Source organism: Xanthomonas sp. JL1 (assembly GCF_038405005.1).
Window position 1 is genome coordinate 20755 of sequence record NZ_JBBYGR010000016.1, and the last position, 15715, is coordinate 36469.

At 65.7% G+C, this 15715-nt stretch carries 10 protein-coding genes and 2 pseudogenes; 10 read left to right on the plus strand and 2 right to left on the minus strand.

The annotated features are described in order from the left end of the window. Window positions 1-7 precede the first annotated feature (7 nt). The 9 genes and pseudogenes from WJW29_RS04265 to WJW29_RS04305 all read left to right on the plus strand — a co-directional run. Window positions 8-1672 (plus strand): annotated as a pseudogene (locus tag WJW29_RS04265) (FUSC family protein); the annotation flags it as partial. Beyond that, window positions 1672-6012, plus strand: coding sequence for a type III secretion system effector avirulence protein AvrBs3 (avrBs3, locus tag WJW29_RS04270; RefSeq protein ID WP_133265117.1), 4341 nt, complete (start codon window positions 1672-1674; stop codon window positions 6010-6012). The pseudogene WJW29_RS04265 and the gene avrBs3, both read left to right, overlap by 1 nt. Beyond that, window positions 5999-6503 (plus strand): annotated as a pseudogene (locus WJW29_RS04275) (hypothetical protein); the annotation flags it as partial. The gene avrBs3 and the pseudogene WJW29_RS04275, both read left to right, overlap by 14 nt. A 33-nt stretch (window positions 6504-6536) precedes the next feature. After that, window positions 6537-7808, plus strand: coding sequence for a kynureninase (gene kynU / locus WJW29_RS04280; RefSeq protein ID WP_011259087.1), 1272 nt, complete (start codon window positions 6537-6539; stop codon window positions 7806-7808). 171 nt (window positions 7809-7979) lie between these two features. Next, complete coding sequence (locus WJW29_RS04285) at window positions 7980-9347, plus strand: NAD(P)/FAD-dependent oxidoreductase (RefSeq protein ID WP_011259088.1); 1368 nt, start codon at window positions 7980-7982, stop codon at window positions 9345-9347. Window positions 9348-9650: 303 nt separating this feature from the next. Continuing rightward, window positions 9651-11096 (plus strand): exodeoxyribonuclease I, encoded by a 1446-nt coding sequence (gene sbcB, locus WJW29_RS04290; RefSeq protein ID WP_011259089.1) that lies wholly within the window; start codon window positions 9651-9653, stop codon window positions 11094-11096. After that, window positions 11093-11779, plus strand: coding sequence for a DUF2461 domain-containing protein (locus WJW29_RS04295; protein ID WP_011259090.1), 687 nt, complete (start codon window positions 11093-11095; stop codon window positions 11777-11779). Before sbcB ends, WJW29_RS04295 begins: the two co-directional genes overlap by 4 nt. Beyond that, a complete protein-coding gene (locus WJW29_RS04300) occupies window positions 11752-12771 on the plus strand; it encodes an aldo/keto reductase (protein WP_011259091.1) in 1020 nt (339 codons plus the stop codon). The genes WJW29_RS04295 and WJW29_RS04300 overlap by 28 nt, the downstream gene beginning before the upstream one ends. 41 nt (window positions 12772-12812) lie before the next feature. Continuing rightward, on the plus strand, window positions 12813-13373 hold the full coding sequence (locus WJW29_RS04305) for a DUF2939 domain-containing protein (RefSeq protein ID WP_011259092.1): 561 nt from the start codon (window positions 12813-12815) through the stop codon (window positions 13371-13373). Between the two features lie 20 nt (window positions 13374-13393). On the opposite strand, the gene WJW29_RS04310 is transcribed toward WJW29_RS04305, so the two are convergent. Together WJW29_RS04310 and WJW29_RS04315 are read right to left on the minus strand one after the other, a co-directional pair. After that, on the minus strand, window positions 13394-14350 hold the full coding sequence (locus tag WJW29_RS04310; RefSeq protein WP_011259093.1) for a 5'-nucleotidase: 957 nt from the start codon (window positions 14348-14350) through the stop codon (window positions 13394-13396). A 167-nt stretch (window positions 14351-14517) separates the two neighbouring features. After that, entirely contained in the window at window positions 14518-15294 is a 777-nt protein-coding gene (locus tag WJW29_RS04315) for an NAD kinase (RefSeq protein ID WP_011408609.1), read from the minus strand. A gap of 245 nt (window positions 15295-15539) precedes the next feature. Between WJW29_RS04315 and WJW29_RS04320 the strand changes: the two genes are divergently transcribed. Beyond that, on the plus strand, window positions 15540-15715 hold a 176-nt coding region (locus WJW29_RS04320; protein WP_143700182.1), incomplete at its 3' end, for a transposase.

Here is a 15715-nt window from a genome sequence, read left to right on the forward strand (position 1 = left end):
CCATGGCATGCGATCGCGCGCAGCAGGTTTGCCGCACGCATGCGTCGAAACCAGCGCCATGCTGCGCGCACTGATCGACCTCAAACCGCGCGATGTGCCCTTGCGCGTCGCGCTGCGCAACACTGCCGCAGTGGTTTTGCCGCTTGCGATCGGCGTGGCGACCGGACATGTCGCCGCAGGTCTGGCGGTATGCAGCGGCGCGCTCAACACCATGTTTTCCGACCAGCCGGGGCCGTATCGCGCACGCCTGCAACGCATGCTGATGGCAGCGCTGACGGCCGGCCTGGCGGCATTGCTCGGCATCTGGGTCGGCCACACCACGCCAGCGCTGGTGCTGGCCGGCCTGTTGCTCGGCCTGGGCGGCGGCTTGCTGGTGGCGCTCGGCCCGGTGGCAGCGCGGGTCGGCCTGACCAGCATGATCCTGCTGGTGGTCAGCGCAGACATGCAGCTGCCGGTGCGACAGGCACCCGGTGTGGCAGCCCTGATCTTCGCCGGCGGCTTGCTGCAGGTGTTGCTGGCGCTGGTGGCATGGCCGCTGCAGCGCTATCGCCCGGAGCGTTTCGCACTGGCGGAGTTGATGCGCCAACTGGCCGGCAGCGCCCGGAGGCCAGCGCGGCGCCGCCGGCAACGCAGGAAGTGCTCGATGCGATGGTGATGCTGCATGGCGAGCATCGCTCGCGTGCGATTGCGGTACAGAGCTTTCGCATCATCGCCGAGCTCTGCGATCGCGTGCGGCTGGAGCTGCTGTCGCTGGCCGATGCCGAAACGCGCCTGACCGAATCACAAGCGCGCCAGGCGATCGAACGCGTGCTCGAACGCAGCGCCATCGTGCTGGAACAGCTCGCACATGCGATGACCGTGGGCGAAGACCCGGTGGCAGCCAATGCGTCGATGACCGGTTTCGATGATCTGGTCGGTGCATTGGCACAGTTTCAGCACGGCAACGCCGATACCCGCGAACGCCACCTGGTGCGCGTCGCCGCGCGTGCGCAAGGTTTGGGCGGCCAGCTACGTGCGTTGGTGCGTAATGCGCACTGGGCCAGCAGCCGTGGCGAAATCCAGGCGCAACTGGCCGAAGCGCGCCTGCCGGCAGCGCTACGCCCGGCCGCGACCTGGGCCACCTTGCGGGCGAATCTGGATGTGTCGTCGGTGGCCTTCCGGCACGCCTTGCGGTGCGGTGTGTGCCTGGTGGCAACCGCTTCAACACGGCTTCTGGATTCCGATGACCACCGCCATCGTGCTCAAGCCGGATTTCGGCGGCACCTTCAGTTTTGGCGCATTACGTGTCGCGGGTACCTTCGTCGGGCTGTTGCTGGCCACCTTGCTCGCGCACCTGGCCATGGACGGCGCCAGCATCCGCCTGGTCTTGTTGACGCTGTTTTGCCTCGGGTTTCGTTTACTGACGCAGGTGAACTACGGCATCGGCGTGGCGTTTCTGACCGGCATGCTGGTGCTGCTGCTCTCCTTCGAAGGCGTGTCGCCCGGCGCAGCGGTCGGCGCGCGGTTGCAAGCCACCGTGGCCGGCAGCGCGCTGGCGCTGATCGCCTACGCGCTGTGGCCCACGCGCGAACGTCGGCAGATTCGCACCTCGCTGGCGCACTTGCTCAGCGCGTATCGCGACTATTTGCGCCGTCTGTTACTCGGCCAGATGGACAACCTGGGCGATACCCGATGGATCCCATTCGTTCGCGCACGCCAAGTCCTGCCCGCGAGCTTCTGCCCGGACCCCAACCGGATAGGGTTCAGCCGACTGCAGATCGGGGGGGGGCTCCGCCTGCTGGCGGCCCCCTGGATGGCTTGCCCGCTCGGCGGACGATGTCCCGGACCCGGCTGCCATCTCCCCCTGCGCCCTCGCCTGCGTTCTCGGCGGGCAGCTTCAGCGATCTGCTCCGTCAGTTCGATCCGTCGCTTCTTGATACATCGCTTCTTGATTCGATGCCTGCCGTCGGCACGCCGCATACAGCGGCTGCCCCAGCAGAGTGGGATGAGGTGCAATCGGGTCTGCGTGCAGCCGATGACCCGCCACCCACCGTGCGTGTCGCTGTCACTGCCGCGCGGCCGCCACGCGCCAAGCCGGCCCCGCGACGGCGTGCGGCGCAACCCTCCGACGCTTCGCCGGCCGCGCAGGTGGATCTACGCACGCTCGGCTACAGTCAGCAGCAGCAAGAGAAGATCAAACCGAAGGTGCGTTCGACAGTGGCGCAGCACCACGAGGCACTGGTGGGCCATGGGTTTACACACGCGCACATCGTTGCGCTCAGCCAACACCCGGCAGCGTTAGGGACCGTCGCTGTCAAGTATCAGCACATAATCACGGCGTTGCCAGAGGCGACACACGAAGACATCGTTGGCGTCGGCAAACAGTGGTCCGGCGCACGCGCCCTGGAGGCCTTGCTCACGAAGGCGGGGGAGTTGAGAGGTCCGCCGTTACAGTTGGACACAGGCCAACTTCTCAAGATTGCAAAACGTGGCGGCGTGACCGCAGTGGAGGCAGTGCATGCATGGCGCAATGCACTGACGGGTGCCCCCCTGAACCTGACCCCGGACCAAGTGGTGGCCATCGCCAGCAATATTGGCGGCAAGCAGGCGCTGGAGACGGTACAGCGGCTGTTGCCGGTGCTGTGCCAGGACCATGGCCTGACCCCGGACCAGGTCGTGGCCATCGCCAGCCATGGCGGCGGCAAGCAGGCGCTGGAGACGGTGCAGCGGCTGTTGCCGGTGCTGTGCCAGGACCATGGCCTGACCCCGGACCAGGTGGTGGCCATCGCCAGCAATATTGGCGGCAAGCAGGCGCTAGAGACGGTGCAGCGGCTGTTGCCGGTGCTGTGCCAGGCCCATGGCCTGACCCCGGACCAGGTCGTGGCCATCGCCAGCAATATTGGCGGCAAGCAGGCGCTGGAGACGGTGCAGCGGCTGTTGCCGGTGCTGTGCCAGGACCATGGCCTGACCCCGGCCCAGGTGGTGGCCATCGCCAGCAATAGTGGCGGCAAGCAGGCGCTGGAGACGGTGCAGCGGCTGTTGCCGGTGCTGTGCCAGGACCATGGCCTGACCCCGGACCAAGTCGTGGCCATCGCCAGCCACGATGGCGGCAAGCAGGCGCTGGAGACGCTGCAGCGGCTGTTGCCGGTGCTGTGCCAGGACCATGGCCTGACCCCGGACCAGGTCGTGGCCATCGCCAACAATAACGGCGGCAAGCAGGCGCTGGAGACGCTGCAGCGGCTGTTGCCGGTGCTGTGCCAGGACCATGGCCTGACCCCGGACCAAGTGGTGGCCATCGCCAGCCACGATGGCGGCAAGCAGGCGCTGGAGACGGTGCAGCGGCTGTTGCCGGTGCTGTGCCAGGACCATGGCCTGACCCCGGACCAGGTGGTGGCCATCGCCAGCCACGATGGCGGCAAGCAGGCGCTGGAGACGGTGCAGCGGCTGTTGCCGGTGCTGTGCCAGGACCATGGCCTGACCCCGGCCCAAGTGGTGGCCATCGCCAGCCACGATGGCGGCAAGCAGGCGCTGGAGACGGTGCAGCGGCTGTTGCCGGTGCTGTGCCAGGACCATGGCCTGACCCCGGACCAGGTGGTGGCCATCGCCAGCAATAGCGGCGGCAAGCAGGCGCTGGAGACGGTACAGCGGCTGTTGCCGGTGCTGTGCCAGGACCATGGACTGACCCCGGACCAGGTCGTGGCCATCGCCAGCAATGGCGGCAAGCAGGCGCTGGAGACGGTACAGCGGCTGTTGCCGGTGCTGTGCCAGGACCATGGCCTGACCCCGGACCAGGTCGTGGCCATCGCCAGCAATGGCGGCAAGCAGGCGCTGGAGACGGTGCAGCGGCTGTTGCCGGTACAGCGGCTGTTGCCGGTGCTGTGCCAGGACCATGGCCTGACCCAGGACCAGGTGGTGGCCATCGCCAGCCACGATGGCGGCAAGCAGGCGCTGGAGACGGTGCAGCGGCTGTTGCCGGTGCTGTGCCAGGACCATGGCCTGACCCCGGACCAAGTGGTGGCCATCGCCAGCCACGATGGCGGCAAACAGGCGCTGGAGACGGTGCAGCGGCTGTTGCCGGTGCTGTGCCAGGACCATGGCCTGACCCCGGACCAGGTGGTGGCCATCGCCAGCAATAGTGGCGGCAAGCAGGCGCTGGAGACGGTGCAGCGGCTGTTGCCGGTGCTGTGCCAGGACCATGGCCTGACCCCGGACCAAGTGGTGGCCATCGCCAGCAATAGTGGCGGCAAGCAGGCGCTGGAGACGGTGCAGCGGCTGTTGCCGGTGCTGTGCCAGGACCATGGCCTGACCCCGGACCAGGTGGTGGCCATCGCCAGCAATAACGGCGGCAAGCAGGCGCTGGAGACGGTGCAGCGGCTGTTGCCGGTGCTGTGCCAGGACCATGGCCTGACCCCGGACCAGGTCGTGGCCATCGCCAACAATAACGGCGGCAAGCAGGCGCTGGAGACGGTGCAGCGGCTGTTGCCGGTGCTGTGCCAGGACCATGGCCTGACCCCGGCGCAGGTGGTGGCCATCGCCAGCAATATTGGCGGCAAGCAGGCGCTGGAGACGGTGCAGCGGCTGTTGCCGGTGCTGTGCCAGGACCATGGCCTGACCCTGGACCAGGTGGTGGCCATTGCCAGCAATGGCGGCAGCAAACAGGCGCTAGAGACGGTGCAGCGGCTGTTGCCGGTGCTGTGCCAGGACCATGGCCTGACCCCGGACCAAGTGGTGGCCATCGCCAACAATAACGGCGGCAAGCAGGCGCTGGAGACGGTGCAGCGGCTGTTGCCGGTGCTGTGCCAGGACCATGGCCTGACCCCGGACCAGGTCGTGGCCATCGCCAGCAATATTGGCGGCAAGCAGGCGCTGGAGACGGTGCAGCGGCTGTTGCCGGTGCTGTGCCAGGACCATGGCCTGACCCTGGACCAGGTGGTGGCCATCGCCAGCAATGGCGGCAAGCAGGCGCTGGAGACGGTGCAGCGGCTGTTGCCGGTGCTGTGCCAGGACCATGGCCTGACCCCGAACCAGGTGGTGGCCATCGCCAGCAATAGTGGCGGCAAGCAGGCGCTGGAGACGGTGCAGCGGCTGTTGCCGGTGCTGTGCCAGGACCATGGCCTGACCCCGAACCAGGTGGTGGCCATCGCCAGCAATGGCGGCAAGCAGGCGCTGGAGAGCATTGTTGCCCAGTTATCTCGCCCTGATCCGGCGTTGGCCGCGTTGACCAACGACCACCTCGTCGCCTTGGCCTGCCTCGGCGGACGTCCTGCCCTGGATGCAGTGAAAAAGGGATTGCCGCACGCGCCGGAATTGATCAGAAGAATCAATCGCCGCATTCCCGAACGCACGTCCCATCGCGTTCCCGACCTCGCGCACGTGGTTCGCGTGCTTGGTTTTTTCCAGAGCCACTCCCACCCAGCGCAAGCATTCGATGACGCCATGACGCAGTTCGAGATGAGCAGGCACGGCTTGGTACAGCTCTTTCGCAGAGTGGGCGTCACCGAATTCGAAGCCCGCTACGGAACGCTCCCCCCAGCCTCGCAGCGTTGGGACCGTATCCTCCAGGCATCAGGGATGAAAAGGGCCAAACCGTCCCCTACTTCAGCTCAAACACCGGATCAGGCGTCTTTGCATGCATTCGCCGATTCGCTGGAGCGTGACCTTGATGCGCCTAGCCCAATGCACGAGGGAGATCAGACAGGGGCAAGCAGCCGTAAACGGTCCCGATCGGATCGTGCTGTCACCGGCCCCTCCGCACAGCAATCTTTCGAGGTGCGCGTTCCCGAACAGCGCGATGCGCTGCATTTGCCCCTCAGCTGGAGGGTAAAACGCCCGCGTACCAGGATCGGGGGCGGCCTCCCGGATCCTGGTACGCCCATCGCTGCCGACCTGGCAGCGTCCAGCACCGTGATGTGGGAACAAGATGCGGCCCCCTTCGCAGGGGCAGCGGATGATTTCCCGGCATTCAACGAAGAGGAGCTCGCATGGTTGATGGAGCTATTGCCTCAGTCAGGCTCAGTCGGAGGGACGATCTGACGCCGCCGCGCGCGTAGCACGCACCAATGCGCAGGCCTCGATCGAGCGTTTGCGCGGCGAACCACGCAGCCGGCGCAATCTGCAGGAACTCAAACTGGCCGAATCGCTGCTGGCCAATGGCAACCGGCTGATCCGCGCCACCTTGTTGCTGGAGGCGGTGCTAAGCGACGGCCACCCGCTGCCCACGCTGGAGGCGTTGCCCGCCTTCGCGCAGCAGGCCGACCAGACGCTGTCCGAGCTGATCGACTGCCTGCGCAACGGCGGCATTGCGGCTGCGGCCACCTTGCGCAATGCCGAGCGTCAGCTTTCCGATGCGCTGGCCGCATTGCCCGACAGTTCGCCAACCACCGCCGCGCTCGCCGAGACCATCGACCGCGTCACCGACAGCATCGGCACACTCACCCATTTGCTGCGCCCTGCCCTGCCCTGCCCGACCGGCCTGGGCCGAGGTGCCAGCCCTGCATGACGGCGCGCATGATGCCGGCGGGTAAACTGCTGGCCTGATCCGTGTTGCGAGCCCGACGATGACCGACCTGCTGTCCCGCGCCCATGCCGATGCCCTGGATGCCGCCGACCCGCTGCGCAGCCTGCGCGATGCCTTCGTGTTCCCGCAGCACGGCGATCGGGATCAGACGTATCTCGTCGGCAACTCCCTTGGCCTGCAGCCGCGCGCGGCGCGCGCAATGGTGGACGAAGTGCTCGATCAGTGGGGCACGTTGGGGGTGGAAGGTCACTTCACCGGCCCCACCCAATGGCTGACCTATCACCAGCTGGTACGCGATGCGCTGGCCCGCGTGGTCGGCGCGCAACCCGGCGAGGTGGTGGCGATGAACACCCTCAGCGTCAATCTGCACCTGATGATGGCTAGCTTTTATCGTCCCACGCACGAACGCGGCGCGATCCTGATCGAAGCCGGCGCGTTTCCGTCCGACCGTCACGCGGTGGAATCGCAGCTGCGCCTGCGCGGGCTGGACCCGGCCACGCATCTGATCGAAGTGGAGGCCGACGAACCCAACGGCACGTTATCGATGGCCGCCATTGCCGATGCCATCGCGCAGCATGGTCCGCGCCTGGCGTTGGTGCTGTGGCCGGGCATCCAGTACCGCACCGGGCAGGCCTTCGACCTGGCCGAGATCGTGCGACTGGCGCGGGCGCAAGGCGCGGCGGTGGGCTGCGATCTGGCGCATGCGGTGGGCAACATCCCTCTGACCCTGCACGACGATGGCGTGGATTTCGCAGTGTGGTGCAACTACAAATATCTCAACGCCGGCCCCGGCGCGGTGGGCGGTTGCTTCGTGCACGAACGTCATGCCAACAGCGATCTGCCGCGTATCGCCGGCTGGTGGGGACATGAGCAGCAGACCCGCTTCCGCATGGACCCGCAGTTCGTGCCCTCGCCCGGTGCCGAAGGCTGGCAGCTGAGCAATCCCCCGGTGCTGGCGCTGGCGCCGCTGCGCGCATCGCTGACGTTGTTCGACCAGGCCGGCATGGCCGCGCTACGCGCCAAATCCGAACGACTCACCGGGCATCTGGAGCAGTTGATCCGCGCGCGCGTGCCGCAGGTGCTGCAGATCGTCACCCCGGCCGAACCGATGCACCGCGGCTGCCAGCTGTCGTTGCGGGTGGCCGGCGGACGCGCGCAGGGGCGCTCGCTGTTCGAGCATCTGCATGCAGCCGGCGTGCTCGGCGACTGGCGCGAACCGGACGTGATCCGCATTGCGCCGGTGCCGCTGTACAACCGCTTCAGCGATCTGCACACCTTCGTGGGCCAGGTGGAAGCCTGGGCGGCTGCCTGAGCGCGGCAGGCTGACTGCATTGCCACCAGATCATCTGTCCGGCATGCGGAATCGCCGCACGCCCACGTACACTCCCAGCCCGCCCAGGGCTGATGCGAGGGCGGCTGTCATTGCCAGTCGCTGTTTTCCCCTTTTCGCCGGCACTGCGCCCGGCTGCCGCCGGACATTGCATTGAACCCAGTTTCTCCGCGTTCCCTGACCTTGATAGGCGCCGGTCTGGCCGGTTGCCTGCTGGCTATCCTGCTGTCGCGTCGCGGCTGGCAGATCACCGTGTATGAACGGCGTGGCGACCCGCGCATCAAGGGCTACGAGTGCGGCCGCTCGATCAATCTGGCGCTGGCCGAACGCGGCCGGCATGCGCTGCGCCAGGCCGGCGCCGAAGAGGTGGTAATGGCCAAGGCGGTGATGATGCGTGGGCGCATGGTGCACCCGCTGGTCGGCGAACCGCAGCTGCAGCGCTACGGGCGCGACGACAGCGAGGTGATCTGGTCGATCCACCGCGCCGCATTGAATGTCGCACTGCTCGATCTGGCCGAACAGGCCGGCGCGCGCGTGCATTTCTACCGCCGCCTGCATACGGTGGACTTCGACGCCGGCTACGCACGCTTCATCGACGACCGCGACGACCAGCCGCACGAAATCCACTTCCAAAGTCTGATCGGCAGCGATGGCGCCGGCTCGGCATTGCGCGCGGCGATGCAGCGCAAATCGCCGCTGGGCGAACGCACCGAATTTCTGGATCACTCGTACAAGGAACTGGAAATTCCGCCGTTGCCCGGCGGCGGGTTCCGCATCGAAGGCAATGCGCTGCACATCTGGCCGCGCGGGCGCTACATGTTCATCGCGCTGCCCAACGATGGCGGCACCTTTACCGTCACCCTGTTTTTGCCCAACGCCGGCGAGCCGAGCTTCGCCACTACGCGTAACGGCGATGAAGCATTCGCCTTGTTCGCGCGCGACTTTCCGGATGCATTGCCACTGATTCCGCAGCTCAAGCAGCATTGGGAAGAGCATCCGCCCGGCCTGCTCGGCACCCTGACCCTGGACCGCTGGCATCTGGATGGCCGCGCCTTGCTGATCGGCGACGCCGCACACGCGATGGTGCCCTTCCACGGCCAGGGCATGAATTGCGCGTTCGAAGATTGCGTGGCGCTGGCGGATCAGCTGGATGCCCACGACGACCTCGCCAGCGCGTTCGCCGCCTTCGAGGCGGCACGCCGCGACGATGCGGGGGCCATCCAGCAGATGGCGCTGGAAAACTATCTGGAAATGCGCGACCGCGTCGACGACCCCGAGTTCCTGCTGCAGCGCCAGCTTGAACAGCAGTTGCAGGCGCGTTGGCCCACCCGCTTCGTGCCGCACTACACCATGGTGACGTTCCTGCGCACGCGCTATTCGATTGCGCTGGCGCGCAGCGAGATCCAGCGCGAGATTCTGGTCGAAGCCACGCGCGGACACAGCGATCTGTCGCGTCTGGATTGGGCTGCGTTGGAGACGATCGTCCATGCGCGCCTGGAGCCGCTGGACGGCGCGCACTGAGGTCGGCCACGGCTGTGGCCGACGGCGTCACTGGCGGCGACGGTAACGTGCCGCCTCCTGCTTGGTGTCATGACCGATGTCTCGGTGGCCCGGCGTCAGCGACCACCGGACACCGCAACTGCCTTCAGCGTGCGGGCTCGATCCAAACAGGTGGCACACCGGCAAACTGCACAAACGCGCCGCTGACGCACGTGCGAGCCACCCGCAACGCCACGCCTCAGCGTGCCGGCGCTGCGATGAGTGATACTAGGCGGCAACGGCAGCGCATACGCCGCGCGCTGCGCATCTGGATGTCGTACCTGCATGCCTGACAGCTTTCTCTTCTACGACCTGGAAACCTTCGGCCAGGACCCGCGCCGCACCCGCATTGCACAGTTCGCAGCGGTGCGGACCGACGCGCAACTGCGCGTGATCGAAGAGCCGATCAGCTTCTTTGTGCAGCCGGCCGACGATCTGCTGCCCTCGCCCTACGCCACCATGGTGACCGCTATCACGCCGCAGCACGCGCTGCGCGAAGGCGTCACCGAGGCCGAGGCGTTCGCGCGCATCGCCGAACAGATGAGCCGGCCGCAGACCTGTACGCTGGGCTACAACTCGATTCGCTTCGACGACGAGTTCGTGCGCTGCGGCCTGTTTCGCAATTTTTACGACCCCTACGAGCGCGAGTGGCGCGGCGGAAACTCGCGTTGGGATCTGCTGGATGTGTTGCGGATGGTGCATGCGCTGCGTCCGGACGGCATCGTCTGGCCGCAACGCGAAGATGGCGCCACCTCGTTCAAGCTGGAACACCTGGCCAGTGCCAACGATGTGCGCGAAGGCGATGCGCACGAAGCGCTGTCGGACGTGTACGCCACCATCGGCATGGCGCGCAAGTTTCAGCAGCATCAGCCAAAACTGTGGGACTACGCGCTGCGTCTGCGCGACAAGCGCTTTGCCGCCACCTTGCTGGACGTCATCGCCATGCAGCCGGTGCTGCATATTTCGCAGCGCTACCCCGCCTCGCGTCTATGCGCGGCGGCGGTGCTGCCGCTGACACGCCATCCGCGCATCGACAGCCGCGTGATCGTGTTTGATCTGGAAGGCGACCCGGACGTGCTGTTGCGGCTAAGCCCCGACGAAATTGCCGACCGCCTGTATATTCGCGCCGCAGATCTGCCGGAAGGCGAGCGGCGTATTCCACTGAAAGAAGTGCATCTGAACAAGTCGCCCGCGCTGGTGGCCTGGCAGCATCTACGCGCTGCAGATTTTGAGCGCCTGGGCGTGGATCAGGATGCAGTATTGGCCAAGGCGGCACGCATGCGCGAATTGGGCCCCGAACTTGCCGAAAAGGTACGCCAGGTTTATGGCAGCGAGCGCGCACCTGCGGCAGCGACCAACGATGCTGACGCTTCGCTCTACGATGGCTTTCTGGCCGAAGGCGACAAGCGTCTGCTGGCGCAAGTCCGCACCAGCGCACCGGCCGAACTGTGCGCGTTGGAGTCACGCTTTCGCGACCCGCGCCTGATCGAACTACTGTTCCGCTACCGCGCGCGCAACTGGCCGCAGACACTGTCGTTCGACGAACAGGAGCGCTGGAACGCGTATCGCCGCCAGCGCCTGCTCGAAGATCGCGGCCTGGGCGAAGTGACCCTGGAACAGTACAACGCGCAGATCGTGGATTTACGGCGTGCTCACCCCGACGATGCTACCAAGCAAGCCCTCCTCGACCAGCTCGCCGCCTGGGGTTTGGACCTCCAACGCACGCTATGACCAGCTACTTTTCCGACGCCAGTTTCACGTTCCTGCGCGCCCTGGCCCGGCACAACGACAAAACCTGGTTCAACGACCATCGGCATCAGTACGAGGCGCATGTGCGCCAGCCGTTTCTGCAGCTGATCACCGATCTGCAGCCGGCACTGGCGCAGGTCAGCCCACACTATCGCGCCGATCCCAAGACCCAGGGCGGCTCACTGTTCCGCATCTATCGCGATGCGCGGTTTTCCAACGACAAGTCACCGTACAAGAACTGGCAGGGCGCGCGCTTGTTTCATGAGCGCCGTCGGCAGATGCCGGCGCCCTCGTTCTATCTTCACTTGCAGCCGGGCGAAAGTTTTGTCGGCGCGGGTTTGTGGCATCCGGAACCGGACACGCAACGCAAGCTGCGCCAGTTCATTTTCGATAACCCCGGCAGCTGGAAAGCCGCCGCGCACAATCCGAAGTTACTGCGCAAATTCACCATGGACGACAGCGAAAAACTGGTGCGTGCGCCGCGTGGATTCCCCAACGATTTCGAGTTCATCGACGATCTCAAGCACCGCAACTGGGCGTACTTGCGTCACCTGGACGACAGCATCATGACCGGGCCGCGACTGCGTCAGACCATTGAAGCGGACCTGGTGATTCTGGCGCCTTTTGTCGATTACCTGTGCGCGGCCCTGGATCTGGAATTTTGAAGACTCAGGATCTACCGCTAGGCCAGCAGCGACGGACGCTGGGCCGCACCAAGCTATTGGTCTCACCGATCGGTTTGGGGTGTTCCGGCTTTTGGGGCCACCGCCGCTTCGACGAAGGCGCCGCCGCACGGGTGGTCGAGTCCGCGCTGGCGCAGGGCGTGAACCTGCTCGACACCGGCCACAACTACTCCGACTTTCATGCGGAACCGCGTCTGGGACGGATACTTCGCCCCCTGCTCGCACAATATCCGCGGGATTCGCTCGTCGTCTCCAGCAAGGGCGGCACCTTGACCGGTCAGGCCGGTATCAGTGGTGCAGAGCAGCGTGACTTCTCTGCAGCAGCGATCACTGCCAGTTGCGAAGCATCGCTGCGCAATCTTGGCTTGGACTATCTCGACATCTACCAGCTGCATGGCGCCAGCGAGCACGACATCAACGACGACCTGCTGCTGGCTATGCAGCGTCTGCGCGAGCGTGGCTTGATCCGCCACACCGGCATCAATACGCATTCGGCATCGACCCTGCGCTGGATGATCGCCAACCCCAACGTCTTGGATGCGGTGCTGCTGGACTACAACGCGCTGCAGCAGGACCGTGAACCGCTGATCGACCAGCTGCAGAAGGCGGGCATCGGTGTACTGGCCGGCACCGTGCTTGCGCAGGGCCACCTCTTGCCCGCGCGTGCGCGCCTGCCGCGTCTGGCCGATGCCTGGTATCTGGCACGCGCCTGGCTGAAGCCCAGTAGCCGTGCTTTGATGCAGTGTTCACGCGACATGCGCAGTGCAGTGGCTTCGATCGATAGCCAGCGCCCCGCACAGACGGCATTCGCATATGTCCTGCAACACCCGGGTGTGGCCAGCGGCATCCTGGGCACCACCCGCATCGGCAACCTGGATGAAGTGCTGCAGACCCGCATACAGGCGCTGGACACCGCCCAACGGCAACGTCTGGTCGCCGCCTTCGGCGATGGCCGCGGCTCACCCAGTCACTGATCTTCACCTGCGGCAGCCGCAATTGCGGCAGTCTGGGCGCCATGAAAAAAGCCATCGGCATTCTCGTTGTTGTCTTGCTGGCCGTCACTGCGTGGTGGTTCGGCGGGCCTTACCTGACCATGCAGGGCCTGTCCAAGGCTATCGAGCAACGCGATACCGCCGCACTAGAACACTACGTCGACTTCCCGCGTGTGCGTAGCAGCCTGCGCGCCCAGCTCAACGATTATCTGGTGCGGCAAGCCGGTCCAGACATCGCCGCCAGTCCGTGGGGCACGTTGCTGTATGGCCTGGGGAACCAACTCGGTGGTGCGGCGGTGGATACGCTGGTGACGCCGATCGGCATCGGTGCACTGTTGCAGGGGCATGTCCTGTGGAAGCGCGGCCGCAATGAACTGCAGGGCGGCGATCCCTTCGGCCCCACCGAACCCGCGCGACCGTTGAAAAACGCCAAACACCGCTTCGAGGCGCTGGACCGCTTCGTGATCGACGTCGAACGCGCCCCCGGCGAACCGCCAATGAAGGTCGTACTGGAACCACAGGGGTTGCGCTGGAAGCTAGTGGACCTGCAGTTGGGGATATCACCGGTGCCAGATGCCGGTTGAATGACGCTATCGTTCTCGCATTACCCTTCGTTGGCCACGCCGTGCGGCACATGACCTGCGGCCACATGCTGATGTTGGCGCGCACTGTCGATGTTGTGCTGCGAATCGTCGAAGAAGATATCCGCGCCAAAGGCCTCCAGAAACGGCCCTTTATGGCGCCCGCCAAGGAACAGCGCCTCGTCCAGACGCACGCCCCACTCGCGCAAGGTGCGGATCACTCGCTCGTGCGCCGGTGCCGAGCGCGCGGTGACTAGCGCCGTGCGGATCGGCGATGCCTCGCCGGGCGGAACCGCAGCCTGCAAGGCATGCAGTGCCGACAGGAAATTGCGGAAAGGCCCGACCGACAACGGCTCGCGTGCGCGTTCGCGCTCGTGACGCCCGAAGGCTTCCACGCCCTGCTCGCGCGAGATGCGCTCGCTCTCGTCGCCGAAGATCACCGCGTCGCCATCGAAGGCGATCCGCAGCTGCGTGGACAGCCGGCTTTCGTCGTTATCTGCAATTGCTGCGGCAGCCTCGGCGCGTTCGCCGGGTGCGCGCGGCATGATGGTCGCCGCCGCGATGCCATGGCTCAGCGCGCGCCGTACCGATTCAGGATTGGCCGACAGGAACAGATCAGTGCCGAATGGCTTGACGTACGGCCAGGTCGGCTGGCCCGAGGTGAACGTGGCACGTACGATGCCCAGGCTGTAATGCTGGATCGAGTTGAAGATGCGCAAACCGGTATCGGCAGAATTGCGCGACAGCAGGATCACTTCCACGCGCGGCGCGTCTTCGGGCACATCGTGATTGAGCGCCAGCAGCTTGCGCACGACCGGAAACGCAACGCCCGGCTGCAAGACATCGTCCTCGTGCTCGCGCTGGAACGCCGAATACGCCTCCACCCCATCTGCCTCGAACAGCGCATGGCCTTCTTCAAGATCGAACAGGGCGCGCGAGGTCACCGCGACGGTCAATAATCTTGGGGAGTTGTCGGGCATTGGAGAGGCCGGGATGAGAGATTGGGAATTCGGGAGTGGTTTGGAGCAGTCATCGGGAACGTGAGATCAGGCGTTGAGTCACGTGCGCCGCATCGTAACCTGCCGGCGCAACCACGGGCGGACGGCATCGCGTGTGTCTGCCGTTGCCAATGCCCAATCCCGCCCCCTCACACCGCAAACTGCTCGCTGAAGATGCGCTCTTCCAGGTTGTGTTCGGGATCGAACAACAATGTGACCTGGCGCTGCGTGGATTCGCGGATGGTCACTTCGACCACGTCGCGGATTTCGTGCGAATCGGCAGTGACGCTGACCGGGCGCTTGTACGGGTCCAGCACACGGAAACGCACTGCGGTATCGGCTTTGAGGATGGCACCGCGCCAGCGTCGCGGGCGATACGGTGCGATCGGTGTCAGCGCCAGCGTGTGCGAGCCCAGCGGCAGGATCGGCCCGTGCGCCGAATAGTTGTATGCCGTGCTGCCGGCCGGCGTGGCCACCATCACGCCATCGCCGATCAGCTCGGCAATGCGGGTCTGGCCGTTGAGATCAATGCTGAGATGCGCCGCCTGCCGGGTCTGCCGCAGCAGCGACACCTCGTTGTACGCCAACGAACCGGCACTGGCCCCGGATTCGGTCTGCACCTGCATTTCCAGCGGCCGCAGATACGCCGGCTCGGCACGTTGCAGCCGCTCGAGCAGGTCGTCCTCGTCGTCGCGGTACTGGTTCATCAGGAAGCCGACCGAACCCAGCTTCATACCGAACACCGGCTTGTTGGAGGCGCCATGTCGGTGCAGCGTCTGCAGCATGAAGCCGTCGCCGCCCAATGCACAGACGATGTCCGCGCAGTCCAGCGCATGGTCGCCAAAGCGCTGCACAAGGCGTGCGCGCGCGGCCACCGCCGGCTCGGCGGGACTGGCAAGAAAGGCGATGCGAGGTGGTGCGGTCATCGTTGACTCCAAAGCATGCGAATCAGCATACCGCAGCCCTGTGCCGGGCTTGTTGCGGTCATGCCCTGTACGCGCATGGGCGGCCGCGATTGCGTCTGCGTGTCCAAGCGCGACGAACCAACGCCTGGGCAGCCGCCAGGCAAGCGCGGCCGTTGCACGGCGCGGCATGTGCCCCCGTACACCGCAGCTCTGAGTGCACCTAAGAACCTGTTCACAATCTTATTCAAACCGTGCAAACTCCACGAATGCGCGAGAAGAACTATCCAAGTGACGTGAGCCGTGAGCGGTTCGAGCAAATCCGCCCGATTCTGGAGCAAGCCCGCAAGCGCACCAAGCCTGTGACAGTGGATATGTATGAGGTGTGGTGCGCAGTGCTGTATCTGCTACGGACAGGTTGCCCGTGGCGTGCGTTGCCCAGTGA

Excerpts from the sequence above, each read along its gene's own strand:
- sbcB (WP_011259089.1), top strand. The coding sequence starts at position 9,651 with ATGCCTGACAGCTTTCTCTTCTACGACCTGGAAACCTTCGGCCAGGAC.
- WJW29_RS04305 (WP_011259092.1), top strand. The coding sequence starts at position 12,813 with ATGAAAAAAGCCATCGGCATTCTCGTTGTTGTCTTGCTGGCCGTCACT.
- WJW29_RS04310 (WP_011259093.1), bottom strand. The coding sequence starts at position 14,350 with ATGCCCGACAACTCCCCAAGATTATTGACCGTCGCGGTGACCTCGCGC.
- WJW29_RS04295 (WP_011259090.1), top strand. The coding sequence starts at position 11,093 with ATGACCAGCTACTTTTCCGACGCCAGTTTCACGTTCCTGCGCGCCCTG.
- avrBs3 (WP_133265117.1), top strand. The coding sequence starts at position 1,672 with ATGGATCCCATTCGTTCGCGCACGCCAAGTCCTGCCCGCGAGCTTCTG.
- kynU (WP_011259087.1), top strand. The coding sequence starts at position 6,537 with ATGACCGACCTGCTGTCCCGCGCCCATGCCGATGCCCTGGATGCCGCC.
- WJW29_RS04315 (WP_011408609.1), bottom strand. The coding sequence starts at position 15,294 with ATGACCGCACCACCTCGCATCGCCTTTCTTGCCAGTCCCGCCGAGCCG.